This window comes from Chitinophaga sp. LS1 (genome assembly GCF_034274695.1).
Taxonomy (GTDB): domain Bacteria; phylum Bacteroidota; class Bacteroidia; order Chitinophagales; family Chitinophagaceae; genus Chitinophaga.
In genome coordinates this window covers 976,343-995,194 of sequence record NZ_CP128362.1, presented here as the reverse complement: position 1 = coordinate 995,194, position 18,852 = coordinate 976,343, and the positions used below count along the sequence as shown (strand labels likewise).

General features: G+C 42.7%; 18 protein-coding genes. 8 read left to right on the top strand and 10 right to left on the bottom strand.

Going from position 1 to position 18,852, the window contains the following annotated elements; translation table 11 throughout:
- Nucleotides 1–74: 74 nt before the first annotated feature.
- Nucleotides 75–623 carry a DUF1345 domain-containing protein gene (locus QQL36_RS04020; RefSeq protein ID WP_321569014.1) on the bottom strand — a complete coding sequence of 183 codons (549 nt, stop codon included), beginning with the start codon at nucleotides 621–623 and terminating at the stop codon, nucleotides 75–77.
- 536 nt (nucleotides 624–1,159) lie between these two features.
- Nucleotides 1,160–1,432: a hypothetical protein gene (locus QQL36_RS04015; protein WP_321569013.1), complete on the bottom strand. Its 273-nt coding sequence runs from the start codon at nucleotides 1,430–1,432 to the stop codon at nucleotides 1,160–1,162.
- Between the two features lie 202 nt (nucleotides 1,433–1,634).
- Here QQL36_RS04015 and QQL36_RS04010 point away from each other — a divergent pair, with 202 nt between their 5' ends.
- Complete coding sequence (locus tag QQL36_RS04010) at nucleotides 1,635–2,885, top strand: DEAD/DEAH box helicase (protein WP_321569012.1); 1,251 nt, start codon at nucleotides 1,635–1,637, stop codon at nucleotides 2,883–2,885.
- A gap of 417 nt (nucleotides 2,886–3,302) precedes the next feature.
- Here the strand turns inward: QQL36_RS04010 and QQL36_RS04005 are convergent, their stop codons facing one another.
- The 4 genes from QQL36_RS04005 to QQL36_RS03990 form a co-directional block, all read right to left on the bottom strand.
- Complete coding sequence (locus QQL36_RS04005; protein ID WP_083729325.1) at nucleotides 3,303–4,508, bottom strand: hypothetical protein; 1,206 nt, start codon at nucleotides 4,506–4,508, stop codon at nucleotides 3,303–3,305.
- Between the two features lie 346 nt (nucleotides 4,509–4,854).
- Entirely contained in the window at nucleotides 4,855–5,847 is a 993-nt protein-coding gene (locus QQL36_RS04000; protein ID WP_321569011.1) for a virulence protein RhuM/Fic/DOC family protein, read from the bottom strand.
- A 106-nt stretch (nucleotides 5,848–5,953) separates the two neighbouring features.
- Nucleotides 5,954–6,958, bottom strand: a complete 1,005-nt coding sequence (locus QQL36_RS03995) for a hypothetical protein (protein ID WP_083729321.1) — start codon at nucleotides 6,956–6,958, stop codon at nucleotides 5,954–5,956.
- Nucleotides 6,959–7,354: 396 nt separating this feature from the next.
- Nucleotides 7,355–7,903, bottom strand: coding sequence for a hypothetical protein (locus QQL36_RS03990; RefSeq protein ID WP_083729319.1), 549 nt, complete (start codon nucleotides 7,901–7,903; stop codon nucleotides 7,355–7,357).
- Between the two features lie 181 nt (nucleotides 7,904–8,084).
- On the opposite strand from QQL36_RS03990, the gene QQL36_RS03985 reads away from it, so the two are divergent.
- The 3 genes from QQL36_RS03985 to QQL36_RS03975 all read left to right on the top strand — a co-directional run bounded on the left by QQL36_RS03985 (nucleotide 8,085) and on the right by QQL36_RS03975 (nucleotide 11,799).
- Nucleotides 8,085–9,497, top strand: a complete 1,413-nt coding sequence (locus QQL36_RS03985; RefSeq protein WP_321569010.1) for a hypothetical protein — start codon at nucleotides 8,085–8,087, stop codon at nucleotides 9,495–9,497.
- Between the two features lie 86 nt (nucleotides 9,498–9,583).
- The gene (locus QQL36_RS03980; RefSeq protein ID WP_321569009.1) at nucleotides 9,584–10,084 is read left to right on the top strand and encodes a gluconate 2-dehydrogenase subunit 3 family protein; all 501 of its coding nucleotides are present in this window, start codon (nucleotides 9,584–9,586) and stop codon (nucleotides 10,082–10,084) included.
- Between the two features lie 5 nt (nucleotides 10,085–10,089).
- The gene (locus tag QQL36_RS03975; protein WP_321569008.1) at nucleotides 10,090–11,799 is read left to right on the top strand and encodes a GMC family oxidoreductase; all 1,710 of its coding nucleotides are present in this window, start codon (nucleotides 10,090–10,092) and stop codon (nucleotides 11,797–11,799) included.
- Nucleotides 11,800–11,823: 24 nt separating this feature from the next.
- On the opposite strand, the gene QQL36_RS03970 is transcribed toward QQL36_RS03975, so the two are convergent.
- Nucleotides 11,824–12,528 carry a hypothetical protein gene (locus tag QQL36_RS03970; protein ID WP_321569007.1) on the bottom strand — a complete coding sequence of 235 codons (705 nt, stop codon included), beginning with the start codon at nucleotides 12,526–12,528 and terminating at the stop codon, nucleotides 11,824–11,826.
- Nucleotides 12,529–12,781: 253 nt separating this feature from the next.
- Here QQL36_RS03970 and QQL36_RS03965 point away from each other — a divergent pair, with 253 nt between their 5' ends.
- From QQL36_RS03965 to QQL36_RS03955, 3 genes are all read left to right on the top strand, one after another.
- Nucleotides 12,782–12,997: a hypothetical protein gene (locus QQL36_RS03965; protein ID WP_321569006.1), complete on the top strand. Its 216-nt coding sequence runs from the start codon at nucleotides 12,782–12,784 to the stop codon at nucleotides 12,995–12,997.
- Entirely contained in the window at nucleotides 12,994–13,836 is an 843-nt protein-coding gene (locus QQL36_RS03960; RefSeq protein WP_321569005.1) for an AraC family transcriptional regulator, read from the top strand. The genes QQL36_RS03965 and QQL36_RS03960 overlap by 4 nt, the downstream gene beginning before the upstream one ends.
- A gap of 153 nt (nucleotides 13,837–13,989) precedes the next feature.
- Complete coding sequence (locus QQL36_RS03955; RefSeq protein WP_321569004.1) at nucleotides 13,990–14,979, top strand: aldo/keto reductase; 990 nt, start codon at nucleotides 13,990–13,992, stop codon at nucleotides 14,977–14,979.
- Here the strand turns inward: QQL36_RS03955 and QQL36_RS03950 are convergent.
- The 3 genes from QQL36_RS03950 to QQL36_RS03940 all read right to left on the bottom strand — a co-directional run bounded on the left by QQL36_RS03950 (nucleotide 14,976) and on the right by QQL36_RS03940 (nucleotide 17,571).
- Complete coding sequence (locus QQL36_RS03950; RefSeq protein ID WP_321569003.1) at nucleotides 14,976–15,860, bottom strand: helix-turn-helix domain-containing protein; 885 nt, start codon at nucleotides 15,858–15,860, stop codon at nucleotides 14,976–14,978. The two genes, QQL36_RS03955 and QQL36_RS03950, sit on opposite strands and share 4 nt — an antisense overlap.
- 409 nt (nucleotides 15,861–16,269) lie before the next feature.
- The gene (locus QQL36_RS03945; protein WP_321569002.1) at nucleotides 16,270–17,055 is read right to left on the bottom strand and encodes an SDR family oxidoreductase; all 786 of its coding nucleotides are present in this window, start codon (nucleotides 17,053–17,055) and stop codon (nucleotides 16,270–16,272) included.
- 60 nt (nucleotides 17,056–17,115) lie between these two features.
- Nucleotides 17,116–17,571: a TonB-dependent receptor domain-containing protein gene (locus QQL36_RS03940; RefSeq protein WP_321570538.1), complete on the bottom strand. Its 456-nt coding sequence runs from the start codon at nucleotides 17,569–17,571 to the stop codon at nucleotides 17,116–17,118.
- Between the two features lie 86 nt (nucleotides 17,572–17,657).
- On the opposite strand from QQL36_RS03940, the gene QQL36_RS03935 reads away from it, so the two are divergent.
- Nucleotides 17,658–18,767: a Fic family protein gene (locus QQL36_RS03935; protein WP_321569001.1), complete on the top strand. Its 1,110-nt coding sequence runs from the start codon at nucleotides 17,658–17,660 to the stop codon at nucleotides 18,765–18,767.
- Nucleotides 18,768–18,852 lie beyond the last annotated feature (85 nt).

Below are 18,852 nucleotides of genomic sequence, written 5' to 3'. Positions count from 1 at the left end.
AGTGTTAATTTTTTTTGCTTGTTATTATTAATTCCGAAGTCATGTTGCCTGTTAATAGCCTGGGCTTGTTACCCTTAATTCCTAAGTCCAGCTACCAGGTTTATCGTTAATGCTACAACAAATGTATTCAGGCCGAAGGCCAGCAACCCATGGAGTAATGCAATTCTTCTTAATTTTTTATTGCTGATTTCTACGTCAGATACCTGGAATGTCATGCCGATTACAAAAGAGAAATAAGCAAAGTCAAGATAGTCAGGGTTCTTTTCTTCCGGGAATTCTAATCCCCCTACATGGCGGGTGTCATCATCTTCAGCATCGTCATAATAGATATGGGCGTAGTGAATGGCAAACATACAGTGGACCATGGCCCAGGAGAGTAGTATGCCGGCCACAGCGACAGGTAGGTAGAGTGCGAGTCCGGCTTCCCTGGATTCTGATGATAGCATGAGTAGTAATACCATGAGCATGCTGGCGAAGCAGGCGAGGATGATTAAGATGAATACCATAAGGCGGCTGCCATCTTCCTGTCTGGCGTATGCGCGAATTTCTTTGGTGGTGCGGTTGAAGAAAATGTAAAGGCATTCGATGCAGAAGACGAAGGAGAACACGTCCCAGAGGATCATGGTTTTGAGAAGAGTAGTGATGTCTCCGTTTTTGATAAAGAGCCAGACGATGGTGCAGGAGAGCAGGGCGATGAGGACTCTTTTGATTGGGTGAAGGTTGATGAAGAATCGGGAGAGGGGGGAGCGTGATGGTATGCCGGAGTCTATTTTTGCCTTTGCCAATGTGGAAGAGTTTTGTGAATGAGCAAGTTAGGCATTATGAGGGAGAAAAATTAGGGGTTAAATGCTACATTTTTCACTATTTTTTAGTTTTTACCTTCATAGTCGGAGGCAAAGTGTTCTGCAATGTCCTTATGATTAATGGCGTGGATGCACCCGTATGGAAATAAATTGACGTATTGCTAATAAGCGGTACATTTTGAAAATATACATAGCCAAGAATGCCAGCCAATATAAGTCCTAATATACCTCTGATGTAATACAGAGGTGATAGGTAATCAGGCCTTTCTTCCAGTTTTAATTTAGAGTCATCAATAAACTGCAATATTAATACTGCCAATGCGCCTAACATGCAATAAAGCACGGAAATAGAGATATTAAACATACTCTCCTTTTAAAAAGTCATAAAATTTGTGCCAGAATGGAGATCTTGCCTTATACACCTTCCGGGATGTAAACATGGGCAATCCATCATCACTTCTAACAGTGCATTTCATAAATTCACGGGAATTGTACACAATCCTTAATACATTTTCGAGATTGACGCCTGAATACCCGGCAATTTCTGGCGCCGTAGCCCACACACCACTTCGGGTGCGATCCAAAGCATCCAAAATTGTCTGCTTTTCCTGTTGCAAATTGACATTCATAATTTAATTTGTTTTTATTTTAAAACCTTTACTGGTATTGAATTTACTGCGATTGTTCTAAATAAAAAAACAAAAATTATCCCTTTCTCAACCTGATTTTTTCGCATTCAAATTGATGAAAAATCTTCTCAGATCCAACCCCCGAAAACCACTTTTACCCCCCACATTCGGTACATTCCCCCTACACCCATATCTTTGCACTATGAAATTTGAACAATATCGTATTTCCCCGGAGATTAAAAGAAGCCTGGAGGAATTGGGATTTAAACGCCCGACTGATATCCAATTTAAGGCGATCCCATCTATATTGAAGGGGGACGATGTAATGGCGATAGCCCAGACCGGTACCGGAAAAACCGCGGCTTTTGCCATCCCGGTGCTGCATCTGCTGCAACAAAAGCTCGATAGGCTACCCAGAAAGACGAAAGGAGAGGTAAGATGTGTCGTGATGGTGCCTACCCGTGAACTGGCGATCCAGATCGCCGAGGTATTTACTGTAATCGCAAAGTATACCAAACTGAATATATTAGGCCTTTTCGGTGGAGTAGACGAAGGTCCTCAGCTGAAAAAGCTGGCCCAGGGGGTAGATGTACTCATTGCCACCCCTGGTAGGATGTTTGACCTCATCAGCAGGGGATTTATTGACCTGAATTTTACCGAGACCCTGATCCTGGATGAAGCGGATCATATGCTGGATATGGGTTTTATCAGGGATATCAGAGATGTATTGAAACATATGTCCCGCAGGCACCAGACTTTGTTCTTCTCTGCGACTATTGATAAGGATATCAAGGACCTGGCTTATTCTGTGGTGACGAATCCGATCAGGATCCAGATTTCCCCTGAAGATCCGGTGTCAAAGAATGTACAGCATGCGGTCGCGTTTGTGGGGATGGATGATAAGCGGTTCTTCCTGGAGCGGTTGGTGAAGGAGTTTCCGGAAGGGAAGATCCTGGTGTTTGTGAGAACAAAGGTGCGTGCAGAACGTGTGCAGGCGGCGATGGCAAGGGTAGAGGTGCCGGCGTTGGTGATGCATGGTGGTAAGGAGCAGGAGAACAGGTTAGAGGCGATGGAGGATTTTAAGACGGGGAAGGTGAAGTTGTTGATTACTACTGATGTGAATGCGCGGGGGATTGATATTCCGAATGTGGATTATGTGGTGAATTATGACTTGCCGGATGTGCCGGAGAATTACGTGCATAGAGTTGGGCGTACGGGTCGTGGGGTGCAGAAAGGACAGGCAGTGTCTTTTTGTAGTGATGAGGAGAAGCCAGTGCTGGAGGAGATTCAAAAGTATTTAGGGAAGGAAATTACGGTGATGAAGATTGATAAGAATGATTATAGGGAGACGATTAAGTTTTCTGAGGATATACCGAATGATAACTGGCAGTTGTTGATTGACCAGCATCATGCGGAGATGGAGAAGGTGAAGAAGAAAAAGAAGAAGAAGTGAGAAATTGGAATTCACATTAAGATTCAGGAATCTAAACTGGAATTTGGAATCAGAAATCAGGAATCAGGAATCTAAACTGGAATAAGATTCAGAAATTGGAAATCAGAATCAGGATTCAGAAGATCAGGAATTTGGAATCAGGAATCTAAACTGGAATAAGATTCAGGAATCGGAAATCAGAATCAGTATTCAGAAGATCAGGAATTTGGAATCAGGAATCTAAACTGGAAAAAGATTCAGGAATCGGAAATCAGAATCAGTATTCAGAAGACCAGGAATTTGGAATCAGGAATCTAAACTGGAATTAAAATTCAGGAATCAGGGGTCAGAAGATCAGGAACCAGAGATCCAAAATCAGATTCAGCATTAATGAAAAATAATATTTCGGCCCCCTCGAACAGAGGGGGCTTTTTTATATTATAAAGACGATCGTCTCGTTCTCCTTGGCCGTTCTTCCGGTTTTATCATCTTCAACAACTCCTGCCCTATCCCTGCTATCCTATTCAATGTACTATTCGTCACCTCCTTATACTTCGCCCTAAAAATACTCTCCGTAAACGGCTCATTCCTCCTCGCTGAAAAGTACTTCGGCAATAACCGAAACACTTCCTCTGCATGCTTATGCGACAGCTGCCCCATCGCTCTTAGCAACCTTACTATCAGCGCCATCATCGACACGGACATATTCGTCCGGATCTTCTCTGGTATTATCAATCCCCCCGGCTCCTCCTGCATTTTCCGTTCCAGAAAATTGATCTCTACAAACAGCCATTCCTGCAATAGATCCCTGATAGCCGGCGCATCCGGACAATAAGCCTGCCCTGAGCGTAGCTGCAACTGCTGCATATCACTATACGTCTCTTTCAACAGCTTCATCTGCTCTTCGAATGAATTCGCCAGATGCATTTGCCTGGTCAACCAGGTCGTACAATAGTGATAAAAATCAGTGGTGTTACAGTTCAGGCAAAATAACACATACTGCAACTGGTGATGCTGTAAATTATAATTCTCCTGTTCCAGTAGTCGTAGTAAATGCTGGTGTAGCTGTACTAAAAAATGCAGTTTCGCATCATTCAATTGATAAGGCAATGCCGGATCCAATTGATCAAACAACTGCATAATCAAATTCTGCAGGTCATGGCAGCTATCATCCGTTATCTCAAACCACCTTTTAATCAGCGGTATCCCGGGTAGCAATTGTTGTCTGATGATTTCCCTGTGAATATTCGGTAAGGGTAGCAACCGGTTGAAATATTGAGGAAACGTATCCCTCAGGTAAACCAGGAATTCATCCAGCTGAAAACAAATATCCGCACGTAACAGGGCCGTGTTTTCCTGTATGGTATGTGATGATGATAGTTCTGTATTCAACCAGGATGTCGGCAATTCAGCAATCACGGTACACAGCCTTTGCTGACAAATGAGGATGTAACGTTGCATGGCCTGTTCATGCAGCCCGTTTAACCGGCATGTTTCGAGTGCTGCTTTCAGATGACTGATGGCATTGATGGTACCCTGGTGTATGGTAGCGATCAGTTCATACGGTGTAATATTGTCCTCGGGCTGTTTAAGGAATTGCAGGCTTTCTACCAGCTGATTCAGCGGGTTCAAGGGAGTTTTCATAATGTGCTAGCGCTAATGGTTAACAATAGTAAATTTTATTCATAGTTATTTGGAGGGTATCAGGTATAGGTGATCCTGATAGTAAATGCAATATATGAAAATATCGATCATACGGCCTGTTCATTTCGTTCATTTTTTCCTAAGTAGCAGTAGGGAGATGGCGTGCTGGTAAGGATTCGTATGAACAACAATTATTTACGAATAATAAATAATATGAGTAAAAGGGAAAAAATATGAGATCATTAACTCCGCATTAACCGAATTCTGAGAACAAAAGTCTAGCATTGCACATTGATTGAATTTTTTAGTCTATATCCATATGGCCGGGCATTCTTGCCCGGCTAATTTAATTATAATCATTGATCAGATTTACGACGACCTGGGCCATGATATCTTTTTCATCCGGTTTGCTTTCTGCTATCATTAGTGTGAGTGCAACCAGGGCATTGTCTGCAATTCTTTTAGAACCGTCAGTCCGGTAAAGGATGCCGTTTTTTTCTAAGAACCATACAAAGAGAAAGGCTGCAATGCGTTTATTTCCATCGGAAAATGAATGGTTTTTTACGACGAAATAAAGCAAATGCGCGGCTTTTTCTTCTATACTGGGGTAGAGGTCGTTTCCTCCGAAAGATTGGTAAATATTGGCGATGGAGCCTTTAAAGGAGTCGTCTTTTTCATTGCCAAAGAGGCAGCTGCCGCCGAATTTGTCACGCAGGCCTTTGATGGCGTTCATGGCAGAGTCGTAGGTGGCGATGAAAGATGAGGCTTTATGAACACCCTCTATTGCAAGGGTACGGTGATCGTATTGATCAAGAATATCGAGTGCGTAAGTGTAGTCGGTGATCACTCTAAGTAAGCCATTGGCTTCATCTCCTGAGAGCTGGGAAGCATTAATTACATTGCCCAGCAGATGAACAGTTTGTTTCAGAGCAGAATATTGTTCTGCTTGTTCCCGAAGGCGTTTTTCATTGATAGAATACCCCTTGATCAGATATTCCTTCAGAATTTTATTTGCCCAGATCCGGAATTGTGTACCTATTTTAGAATTGACCCTGTAGCCAATTGAAATAATTACGTCCAGGTTATAATGTTCAAGGTCACGGGCAACGTCTCTTTTACCCTCTTTTCGAACTGTTCGGAATTTCCGAACAGTTGAATCTGTGTCTAATTCACCAGATTGGTAAATATATTTAATGTGTTCGCTGATGTTGGCTTTACTTGAATCAAATAATTCAACAATTTGTGCTTGTGTGAGCCAGATTGTATCATTCTCTAATTTAACATCAATGACAGTTTTTCCGTCTGGAGTATTATATAATGCAATTTGTTGGTCTAACATAATTTTGGTTGGCTTGTTAACGCTGTAAAATTACCTGTATTTAATAAGCAAACCAAAAAATCATCATACGATCAATCTGATAAAACCCAATACCATCAAGCATCTCCTATTGCTCCCTTCGCATCAGCATCACATTGCACTCATAGTACGCATCCACCTCTTTCAACATATCTATCGCATTCCTATACCCCGTCGACGCCGCTATCATCCCCAAGGTAAGCGACTTCTGCATGATACTATCATATATATGCATCATCCTCACCATATTAATAAACGGCGTGATCCCTATACAAAAATTATGTCTGAACCCCTGTGCCAACTGCGCCCCCGGCATATTAAACATATTCGCCAGTTCCGCTACACTATGCCTCATATGCGGGTTCGTGGTCACATAATTAAACACCTGGTGCAACATCACCGTCTGTATCGGCGTAAACAACTGTAACGATGGCGGTGGCGTGGCATCCTGCAAGGCGAAGTTTAAAAACAAATCCACACAACACCTATGCATATAATATTGCGCCATCTCCTCTACATACTTACAAGATAATATATGCTGAACAAGATAGTTACACACGGCATTTATCCGGTAAGGCCTGTCATTAATCACGCCACTGATCTTCTCCAACCGCTTATTCGCCAGATTATACAACCCCGGATACTGCTGCACCAGCTTCGGGATATTCGCCGGCATGATATTGATATGAAACGATAATACCTTCTGCCCCGCTTTCATGGGCACCCGGTGCATCTCTGAGTAAAGATTGAATAAATTACACTGCCGCTCTTCCAACATAAACTCAGGAATAGTGATCGTTTCCGCCCGCAATGTATCCTCATACATAAAATGCAACGCCCACAAATGATAGGGAGAATATGGACAAAGAACAATATCTTTCTTCGCAAATATATCATGTAACCACACTGAAAAATAACCCAGCTGCATATGCTGAGACAACATATCAAAGTCATTATCCGACTCAAAATACAGCCCCCCGCTCGGAATTACCAATTGTAGATACTCCGTCGGCACATGACCAGCATGAACATATTCTGTGATGAACCGGTCAATTAAAAGCAGCTTATTTTCGTCGTGCAATACTGGGTACATAATCGTGTTTTTTTAACGGCGATTTTGTTTACACCTTAAATGGTAGTTAACACTTTCACATGAAACATGAAATATGAAACATGAATATGATGATCAAATTGCCAGGTAGTGTGTCAGCCGGGTTTGAACAATGCCAGGTATTCAAACTGTTGGGGGTTTAAGACGCTCCATTACAGCAAATAGTATGTTCCAATACCGGAATAGTTAGTTATCTATGCCTTCTAATGACTACCTTTCTTACATGCATTGACCAGCATTTTGCTAAACTAACAAAATGATTGGGGTAAGTGGTTAATGACTTGTTAATGAAACAAAAAAGATAAAAATGATAACTTAAGACTGCTTGGTGAGTAAGGGGTTCCGATGTAAAAGGAGATGTTAATTAGTTGATTATGATTAAGATAAGCCGGGCACTGTCACCTTGTGTACCTGTGCCTGAACACACAATGTATGTAAAAAATCGTATACCTGTTGAAGTGTATCCACCATCTTATCGTGTTGATCTCCCCCAATAGTCGCTACCCGCAATACCGTCTTCTGCATGGCGATCACAGGCTCAAAAGTAGTATACTCCTGCAGCAGCTTGTCTTCGTAATGATTCCACGCCTTTATACCGGTTGTGGTTACATTGATGACAAACTCTCCCGCAGGTTGTGTACGCGTAACTATGAACCCTGCTTCTATGTTGATTGAAGGTACGTCCGGCCTGGTAAACTGATAACAAATATCCAATCCGTCAATATCGGTCCAGCCATGATCGGCTGTGCGCTGGCGAATACCTTTTTTGATTTCACGAATACGGTGTATCTGTTGACGGGTGTTTTCCAGGTTCCACGCATCGTACTGCTGAATCAGCTGGTCTATGGCGATGGCATTGTCGTAAAAGAAATGAGATAATTCGTTGGGGGCCTGGGCTTCAAATATCCGAATAAGGTCTTTGTGCATGCTGGCAAGTTTAATTTCTTACACTAAACTAATTTTGATTTCTACACTAAACTAATAAAGTAAAATTTGGGTTTCGTTAAGAATTGGTTAAAGGTGCGTTTTATTTTTTTAATGATTGTGCAACGCGCTTTTGCGGGATCTCCTAACTTTATATTGAATCAAATGATTAAATTCCTGCCGTATGATGAGAATGCGATACCATTACTGTTTCTTAGCAGGAGTTACAATGGTCCTGCAATTTATTTTGATCAAATACCTGTATCCGTATCCTAACTTTATGCAGGACTCCTACAATTACCTGCGGAGTGCGGTTACCAATATTGATGCTAATTTATGGCCGGTAGGGTATGCTAAGCTGATCCGTTTTGCCGGGTTCTTTTCCCATAGTGATACTTTGCTGGTTTTTATTCAGTTCTTCATCTATCACATCTGTGGTCTGTACTATTTTTATACCTTACTGGAACTGCGACCCTGTAGCAAATGGCTGCAATGGACCATGTTCGCCGTTATCTTTTTAAACCCCGCTATTCTTTACTTAAGTAATTATGTGGCCAGCGATGTGTATTTTATTGGGATCAGTCTGGTGTGGATGGCGCAGTTATTCCGGTTGACTTATAAACCTACCTTCTTTTTATTGTGCGTGCATCTCGTTGTGCTGTTACTGGCATTTACGGTACGTTATCATGCGTTGATTTATCCCGTGATCAGTATGACGGTGATTGTGTTTTGTCAGTATTCAAAGTGGGTCAAAGTGTGGGCGGTCGGAATGGCGGTTTTCCTTGTAGGCGCCTTTATTTTGTATACCACGAGACAGACGGAGACTCATATGGGCAGGCGACAATTCTCTGTTTTTAGTGGTTGGCAAATGGCGAATAATGCGGTGTATGCATATGTACATATGCCGGTAAGATCCAAAGATACGGTGCCTAAACAGTTCACCAACATTCAGGCACGCGTGGATCAATGGCTGGATTCTGTGCCTATGGCTGATAGACCCAATCGCCCTATTATGGCTTATTTTATCTGGGATCCGGGTTCGCCACTACAGCCAGAACCCGGTGCACTACACATCTCTGACAATGCAGGACATCTGCGCAAAATGGCGGAGATCGCACCGTTGCTGAATGATTATGGTAAGTACCTGATTGCACGGTATCCTGTGCCTTATATCCAGTATTATATCTGCCCGAATTTATTGCAGTATGTTTTTCCACCTGCAGAGAATCTGAGTGTGTATAATGATGATGTGGATACTATTCTGCCGGTGGCCAAGGAGTGGTTTCAATATAAGGATACGCATGTGTTTAAGCGTGCGGGTGAAGAACTACGGTTGTTTAATTTTTATCCTTATCTGATGGTGATCACCATGCTTGTTTTTCTCATCGGCTGGATCCGGTATTTATACCAGGAAGGCCGTGCTATTGCGAATGAACATTTCAGGTATGCGTTGACAATTGTTACTTATTACTGGTTGGTCAATGTTGGATTTAGTGTGCTGGCTTCGCCGGTGGTGCTGCGGTACCAGTTATTTAACCTGATTGTAGGGGCTACGTTCGGTGGAATGCTGTGGGATATGAAGGTGTATGGAAAGTGATTATTATATACCCCACTCATCCCAAATGTTTGGAAATACAGGATATTCCCACTACCTTATTGTCGTAATGAAAAACTAACGCGCCAATGCTTGTATCCAGACGAACCGTTTTAAAACAGGTCCTGTTCGTATCTGCCGGTCTTGCTGTTTTACCCTCATGTTTCAATGAGAAAAAGCCACCGGGAAAAAAACTCAATAATTTTGTACTTAGCGCTGAGGAAACAGGTTCTCTTGCAGCACTTGCTGACACCCTGATCCCTGGCGGAGATAAGCCCGGAGCTATCCAGGTAAAGGCTGATCAGTATGCGCTCACGCTGGTCGATGATTGTTTCACAAAAACAGACAGGGAAAAATTCCTTACCGGTATGAAAGCCTTCCAGAAAGACTGGAAAAAGGGAGATGTCGCTTACCTGAAAAAGATGGAAGAGACCACTGCTGAGTCAGGAGAGGCTTCCGCTTTCTATCACACTTACAAAGGCTTATTAATCCAGGGTTATACCGGCTCTGAATATTATCTCACAAAGGTATTCCCCTACGAGCTTGTGCCAGGGCGATTCCACGGAAGTGTATTGGTCAATAAAGGATAAATTGTATGCCAAATATAAATACTGGCGATACCAGCCACAACTTTGATGCGATTGTGATCGGATCGGGTATCAGCGGCGGCTGGGCAGCCAAAGAGTTCACGGAAAAAGGATTGAAGACTTTAGTACTCGAAAGAGGTAGAGACGTTAAACACCTGAAAGATTACCCTACCACCAGCATGATGCCATGGGAATTTGCGCATCGTGGGCAACTCACCGCACAGCAAAAAGAAGATAATCCGGTGGTGAGCAAATGTTATGCATTCAAGGAAGATGCCCTTCACTTCTTTGTAAAAGATAAGGAACATCCATATGTACAGGATAAGCCATTTGACTGGATCCGCGGTTACCAGGTGGGTGGTAAATCACTCCTGTGGGCAAGGCAGACACAGCGATGGAGTAACTACGATTTTGAAGGTCCTGCACGAGATGGTTTTGCGGTTGACTGGCCTATCAGGTATGAAGATATTGCACCCTGGTATAGTTATGTGGAAAAGTTCGCCGGCATTTCCGGGAACAAAGATAACTTACCCGGTTTGCCGGATGGGGAGTTCCTCCCTCCCATGGATTTGACGAAAGTAGAGCAGTACTTCAAGGACTTTGTAGGTAAAAACTATACAGACAGACATGTGATTTATGGACGTTGTGCGCACGTGACTGAGCCACAGGAAATCCATAAACAGCAAGGTAGAATGCAGTGTCAGAAGCGTGACCTGTGTCAGCGAGGCTGTCCGTTTGGTGGATATTTTAGTAGCAATGCTTCTACTATTCCATGGGCGGAGAAGACCGGGAATCTTACTTTGAAACCTGATACTGTCGTACATTCTATCATCTACGATGCACAGAAAGGCAAGGCCACTGGTGTACGTGTGATTGATGCAAAGACGCATGCTGCTACTGAATACTTTGCACCGGTGATATTTGTAAATGCCGCTGCGGTGAATACAAATATTATCCTGCTCAATTCTACTTCTGATCGTTTTCCGAATGGTATTGGTAATGACAGTGGTTTGTTAGGAAAGTATTTTGCTTTTCACAATTACCGCGCCGTGATCACTGGTAAGTATGAAGGCTTGCTGGAATATACGACTGATGGCAAACGGCCTACCAGTGCATATATACCGAGGTTCAGGAATCTTGTGAAACAGGAGACTGACTTCCTGAGAGGTTATGCTGCCGGCTTCCATGCCATGCGTCCTTCGTTTTCAAAACCAGATGGATTTGGTACAGCGCTGAAAGATAATTTGTTCAAAAAGGAATTAGGTCCGTGGAGTGTGGGTTCTCATATGATGGGAGAGACGATTCCGAAAGAGCAGAGCCGTTTATACCTGGATAAGGATCAAAAAGATGAATGGGGTATTCCATTGTTACATACTGATATCGGGTATGATGATAATGATGAGAAAATGGTGAAGGATTTCTTTGAGCAGATGACGGATATGTATACAAAAGCAGGTTTTACTGATTTGAAAACACGTGATTCCAAACAGGCGCCGGGATTGGATATTCATGAAATGGGCGGTGTGAGAATGGGGCATGATCCAAAGACGTCTTTACTGAATAAGTGGAACCAGATGCACCTGGTGAAGAATGTGTTTGTAACAGATGGAGCGTGTATGACATCGACCAGTACGCAGAATCCGAGTTTGACCTATATGGCGCTCACGGCAAGAGCGGTGGATTATGCGGTGAAGGAAATGAAGAAAGGAACGATATAATGATACAAGGCCTGTGAGCAATGCTCACAGGCTATCATCTTCTATCTCGCCATGTAGTAATTCTATATCTTGTTGGGTAAAGTCCATTGATTTAACACCATCACCCAGCCATCTTAATTTAAATAACCCAAGGGCAATGATCCCCGCCTTTCCATGCATTTCTAATCCCATTTCTTTTGAAGTATTTACATTGATATTTGCTGCGCCTAAATTCAAGGCTTTCAGTGCTTTTACATCGCCACTAAAAGTGAGGTCGGTATCTGCTGCAATGGTAGAGAAGATGGCTGCATCTTGTGCGTTGTATAGCTGGTGTACGACTTTCCATTTTCTCTTCCAGCCTTCAGTGGCTTTGAGCCGTGTGCCTATCTGGTGAATGTTCTGCATTACTTTTACCTGTATCACAGGAGATTTTACAAAGAAGGACCCTTTCCGGCCGAATTTCATGGTCACTTTTGCATCGATGGCTGTGGGCGGGATCACATCTACCTGTGCGTCTCCTGAAAAGTTGATTACACTGGTTTCGGAAGAGGTGAAGTTGATACTGCTATCCGGGCCTTCGGCGGTTTCATACGTAATACCAAATTCTTTGATATTGCCTAGTTGCATAAATACACCGTTGGAGAAGATGCCGTAGTCACCTAGTTGAAAGGTGTTTGTAATCGGTAGCCAGGCGGCATTGACATTGAGGTGGTCTTTGATGATGTCGTTGAATGCTTCAGGGATCTTCATGGGTTAAAATTTTATTGAGATAAATATAGAACTATTCCGGGGCATATTAATTGTTGGTGATAATTTATGTGTACACAACATACTATCTTCGAATCGATGATCCGTTGAGGTGATCTGTTACAATCTTTTGCAGACATTGATTTTATTGGGCCGGTAGCGGATAATGGCTTTACGGATTATGTGCAAAAGTAGGGTGTGTATTGTTTGTAAAGCGGCATCATATAATTTCGGGAAAAATTACGATCTTAGTTACATGTGGCTCTTTAATAAAAAAGAAGAATCAGCTCCGGCTCCCCGTTTAGCAAAGACGATCCTTTGTATTCCAGGCTCGTGGAATAGTTATGAAGCATTCAAAGATGCCCTGATCGTGACGACTGATGCGACGTATATGATGGCGGCTTTGGTCTTGATGGATGTGGAAGGCAAGACATTTTTTGAGGTTGAGTTATTCCCTACTTTTATACAATGAATTCCATCCTTCATCAACATACACAAAACAACAAACTCCCTATCCGTATCATCTCCCCTACTTTCGGGAGCCTTCCTCCGGAAATCCTGGGGCCCCACTCGCCTGCTCATCGCAAAACACATTACCTGTTCCTTTTTGTGCTGGAAGGCACTACCCGCCATGGCGTAGACTTACAGCATTTCGATATACAGGCAAACGAGCTCCTCTTTGTGTTGCCGCACCAAATCCACCATGTACCTGATTCAAAAAAAGGGATTAACTTTTTCAAACTGGGCTTTGAGGAAAGTAGTCTGTCGCTCTTACCAAGGCAATACCCTTTCCTCATCAATCCTCTCAACAACCAGAAAATCCACTTCACCCCTCCCGCAGCTGCCAGACTGAAATCCATCTTTGAAATGCTACTCGGATTGCTCAGTACTATGGATACCGATCCCGACCTGATACTGGCGCATCTCAATAGTTTATTAACAGAAATCAATTCCGCTTATTTCGCTGTGGATAAACAGCCTGCGGATGACAAGCTTGCTAAGTATATCAATTTTAAATTATTAATAGAGAACAATCTCACGGATCATCCCAGTATTATTGAGATTGCAGAAGAACTCGCTTTGAATACAAACAGTTTGTATAGCATTGTTAAGCAATATTCAGGTTTGAGTCCGAAAGAGTTCATTACCAACCGGCTCATACTGGAAGCAAAGCGTAGGTTGTTTTATGCAAGAAACTGTTCTATTAAGGAATTGGCTTATGACCTGGGGTTTAATGATCCCGAATACTTCTCCCGCTTATTTAAGAAGGTCACTGGTCAGACGATCGCAATGTTCATTCAGGATTTGTGATGGGCTGCTGGGTGAAGACCGTTATCACTTTTATGCAGGATTTTTGAGGGGATTGTTCCGGTAGTTCCTATCCTTCTTCTTTATTCAGGATTTGTCAGGGAACTAATACGTTTTGTCCGGGCCCGCTTAAGTGGTTCTTCTGAAATTTGAACCATGAATAGAAAATTTGGAACAAACGGACCACTCGTATCATCCATCGGTCTTGGATGTATGAGTTTATCAGGCGCCTACGGCGTAGCAGATGACCAGGAATCAATTAAAGTGATTGAAAGAGCACTTGAGCTGGGACATAACTTTTTAGACACCGCTGATTATTACCGCACCGGTCACAATGAAGAATTGATCGGCAAAGCGATCAAAGGCAAGCGCGACAAAGCGTTTCTCTCAGTAAAGACAGGGCAAATGTTCGCCCCTGCAGCGAATAAAGGATTTGGTTTTGGCCCTGTCAATGCGCATCCAGATTATTTAAAGAATGCTATTCTCTACAGTTTACAAAGATTAAAAACAGATTACATCGACCTATATACACCGGGGCGTGTAGATCCAAATGTACCTATTGAAGATACGGTGGGTGCACTGGCGGATATGGTGGATAAAGGCGTTATCCGGTACATTGGTCTTTCTGAAGCATCTGCATCTACCATCAGAAAAGCGGCGACGGTAGCGCCTATTACAGCGTTACAAATTGAATATTCTCTTTGGAGTAGAGAGATTGAAGCAGAAGTGCTACCTGTTACCCGTGAATTGGGAATTGGTATTGTCGCTTATTCGCCTTTGAGCAGAGGATTTTTGACTGGTGATATAAAATCACCTGAAGATCTGAAAGATAACCGGCCAAATATGCCACGTTTTCAAGGGGAGAATTTCTATAAGAATCTTGAGCTGGTGGAGCAAATCAAAATATTGGCTGCGCAGAAAGGGTGTACACCTACACAGTTAGCACTGGCATGGGTGTTGGCGCAGGGGGAGCATATTATTGCTATTCCGGGGACGAAGCGGATACATAAACTGGAAGAAAATATTGCAGCAGAGCAAGTGCAGCTTACGCAGGAGGATTTGCAAAGTATAGAAGCGATTATGCCGGCGGGAATTGCGGCGGGGACGAGGTATCCTGAGTTTTTGATGAAAGCGTTGAATGGTTAATTCAATCTTCTAAACTCACTCGGCGCATAACCCGTTTTCTGCTTAAACAACCGCGTAAAATGCGAAGCATGTTCAAAACCCAGTGAATACGCTATTTCACTAATATTCTTCTCCGTACTCCACAATAGCGATTTCGCCATATCTACCACCTGCAAATGAATATGCTCCTGTGTCGTCTTACCTGTAAACCGTTGCAATAAATCAGATAAGTAATTCGGCGAAAGGTTTAGCTGCTTTGCAAAGTAAGCAACCCCTGGCAGCGCTGTATGCTCCTGTGCAAAATAATCTTTCAGCAGTTTTTCAAATTGCTGTACCATATCGGTATTGACCTTTTCATGCGTATAGAACTGCCTGTCATAAAACCGGGTGCAGTAGTCTAACAGCAAGGCGATATTCGACTGAATCAAACTATTGGTATGCTTATCGATACGTTGTGAATATTCTTTCCGGATGTTGTCAAAACAGGTCGTGAGAATCTGTTTCTCCTCTTCTGTCACGAACAGCGCCTCATTGGTTGCATAATGAAAGAAGGAGCAATCAATGATCTTACGTCCCAACGGACTATTATTAATCAGGTCAGGATGAAAAAATAATCCCCAGCCTTGCTCGACATAATCGCCAGGGCTGGGGGTCATTACCTGGCCAGGAGCGGTGAACATCAATGAACCTTCACCGAAGTCGTAATAGGACTGACCATATTTTAACTGGCCAATGTATTGTTTACATAGAATACTATAGCAACCCAACCTGTAGGAGGAGTTGGATGGGGTAGGTTGTCTTACACCAGTCATTTCAATGGCAGCCACAAGCGGGTGCGTCGGCTTCCCAAGACCTGCAATCTCGTGCAGGTCAGCAATAGATTTTATATCTATGATTGCCATGTTGTTGTTTTTATATTGCTATAAAATTCAGCATCTTCTTCAATACATCTGTGATTGCCATGTTATTTGCTGGTTGTTGTTTTTATATTGCTATAAAATTCAGCATCATCTCCAATACATCTGTGATTGCCATGTTATTTGCTGGTTGTTGTTTTTATATTGCTATAAAATTCAGCATCATCTCCAATACATCTGTGATTGCCATGTTATTTGCTGGTTGTTGTTTTTATATTGCTATAAAATTCAGCATCATCTCCAATACATCTGTGATTGCCATGTTATTTGCTGGTTGTTGTTTTTATATTGCTATAAAATTCAGCATCATCTCCAATACATCTATGATTGCCATGGTATTTCCTGGTTATTTTTTTCCCTGATATAAAATTCAGCATCTTCTCCAGTCCATCTATTATTGCCATGGTATTTCCTGGTTATTTTTTTTCCTAATATAAAATTCAGCATCTTCTCCAATCATATATCTCAGCCGGTCTGTATTGTCTGTCGCCGCTTCGTAGATCAATCGCGCTACATCTGCTGCTGTGGTTGGTTTCATAGGCGCTGTCAAAGCTGATAAATTGCCCATGAAAGTTGCAAAATGTTCATTGTAAGCCGCAATTTCATTTTTGATCAACTGTACGTTGTTACGGAAATTCGTATCGACAGAGCCCGGTTCGATGAGTTTCACACCAATATTTAAAGGCTTGAGCTCATGATGTAAAGATTCTGAAAATCCTTCTACTGCAAATTTACTACTCACATACGGACTCCCAAAAGGGAAACCCAATACACCTGCGATAGAGGAGAGGTTAATGATCGTACCATGTCCCTGCTCTCTCATATAAGGCAGGATAGCCCGTGTCACGTCCATGAGACCGAATACATTCACCTTGTACATTTGTAGTAACTGCTCGTGGGTAGAAGATTCGAAAGCGCCCATCACACTATATCCTGCATTATTGATGAGCACATCTATTTTGCCAAAACGGTTCAACCCTTCGTTCACCGCCTGTGTAATAGAAGTCTGGTCCTGTACATCCAACCTGGTAACAAGTACATTTTCCAACTGCTGCAACTCCGCTTCTTTGTCAGGATTGCGCATCGTCGCGATTACATTCCAGCCGTGTTGCTGAAATAATTTAGTCACCTCACGGCCAAAGCCGGTTGAGGTACCGGTGATGAAGATTGTTTTTTTCATGCTGCAAAGATCATGGCACCGACGTTCTAAGACTTGACGATTTCTTCGAAATGTTTAACACTATTCATTAATCTTGATCATGGAGGTGAGTGCAAGGGATTTGGAGAAACCGTAGTTGTTCCAGTAATAGATGAATGTGTCAGGTGGTATTAAAGTCACGACTTGTTGGAAGAGGCTTTTCTCTTTGCCATAACTAGTCATGAAGATATAATTCTGGTGGTAGACGTAGGTGAGTTCTGCGTGAATGCTTTGGGTGGGTTTGATAAATGGATTGCCATTTACACCTGATTTATTGCTGGAGTAGGTCATGAATGGATTCATTTGCCAAAAGGAGGGTCTGTTGAAATCGCTTTTCAGTGCGAAGGAGAGGTTGTGGTTGTCGTTGATGGCATAGTTGAGCATGGCAGATGGTAGCCAGCGGGTATAGTCGTTTTTGTAGGTTAGGAATGTAAAGGTGGGAGAATGGGGAAGGAGGGGGAAAAGATTTCGGTGGTAGGGAGGATGGAGGGGGTGGATTGAATGGTTTGGGGGATTTTTGGTAAAAGGGTTAATCGGCTCAGAAAATGGCTATATTTGAGCCGAATAAGTTAATTATTCGGCTCATGAAATACAATTGGCAACAACCTGATTGGCGTGAATTCCGCTATAGTAGTACGCCGGAGATAGAAGCCGTGCTGTATGAATTTGCGGGGAAAACTGGTTATGTAACTGGCATGTTGGACGCTATTCCACAGGATCTCCAGCAGGAAGTCATTATTCAAATCATGGTAGTAGAAGCGATGAAAACTTCTGCAATCGAGGGCGAATTTCTGACCCGGCAGGATGTGATTTCTTCTATTCGAAATAAGCTAGGCCTGCCTACTCCACATCATACTTTTAAAGACCTTAGTGCTGCTGGCGCTGGTGAATTGATGGTGACCGTGCGCGACACCTATCATCAAAAGCTGACAAAGAAAATGCTGTTCGAATGGCATCACCTGCTGATGCAGGGAAATAGTCATATTAATATTGGTGCATGGAGAAAAGGAACGTCTCCCATGCAGGTGATATCCGGCTCATTTGGAAAAGAGACCGTTCATTATGAGGCACCGCCTTCGGCTAGTGTGGCTGTAGAAATGAGTCAGTTTATTCAGTGGTTCAATGATACTGCTCCAGGGGGTAATAAGGCCATTAGGAACCCAGCGATTCGTTCTGCAATTGCACATCTGTATTTTGAATCTATTCATCCTTTTGAGGATGGTAATGGCAGAATAGGAAGAGCGATTGCTGAGAAGGCTTTGTCACAGACTGTAGGAAGGCCTGTATTGTTAAGTCTATCCCAGACTATCGAAGCGGATAGAAAAGCTTATTATCAACACCTCAAATCTGCCCAGAGAAGTAATGAGATTACGGAGTGGGTGCATTACTTCGTAACTACTATTTTGAAGGCGCAAATAGAAGCGACGCAACTGGTTGTGTTTACATTGAAGAAAACAAAGTTCGTGGATCTTTTAAGAGATAAGATGAATGAGCGGCAGACGAAGGCGATATTGAAAATGCTGGATGCGGGGCCTGAAGGTTTTGAAGGAGGGATGAATGCGAAGAAGTATATGTCTATAACGAAAACATCAAAGGCTACAGCTACGAGAGATTTGCAGGATCTGTTGGTGATGGGGGCGGTTATTTATATTGGAGGTGGTGGGAGGAGTACGCATTATGCACTGAATATTTAAATTTTGAAGAATTTTTTTAAGGAGATCGATATCCTGATGACCAGATTTTTTTATGTAGATGTTTGTTCGTTTTAATAATAAAATC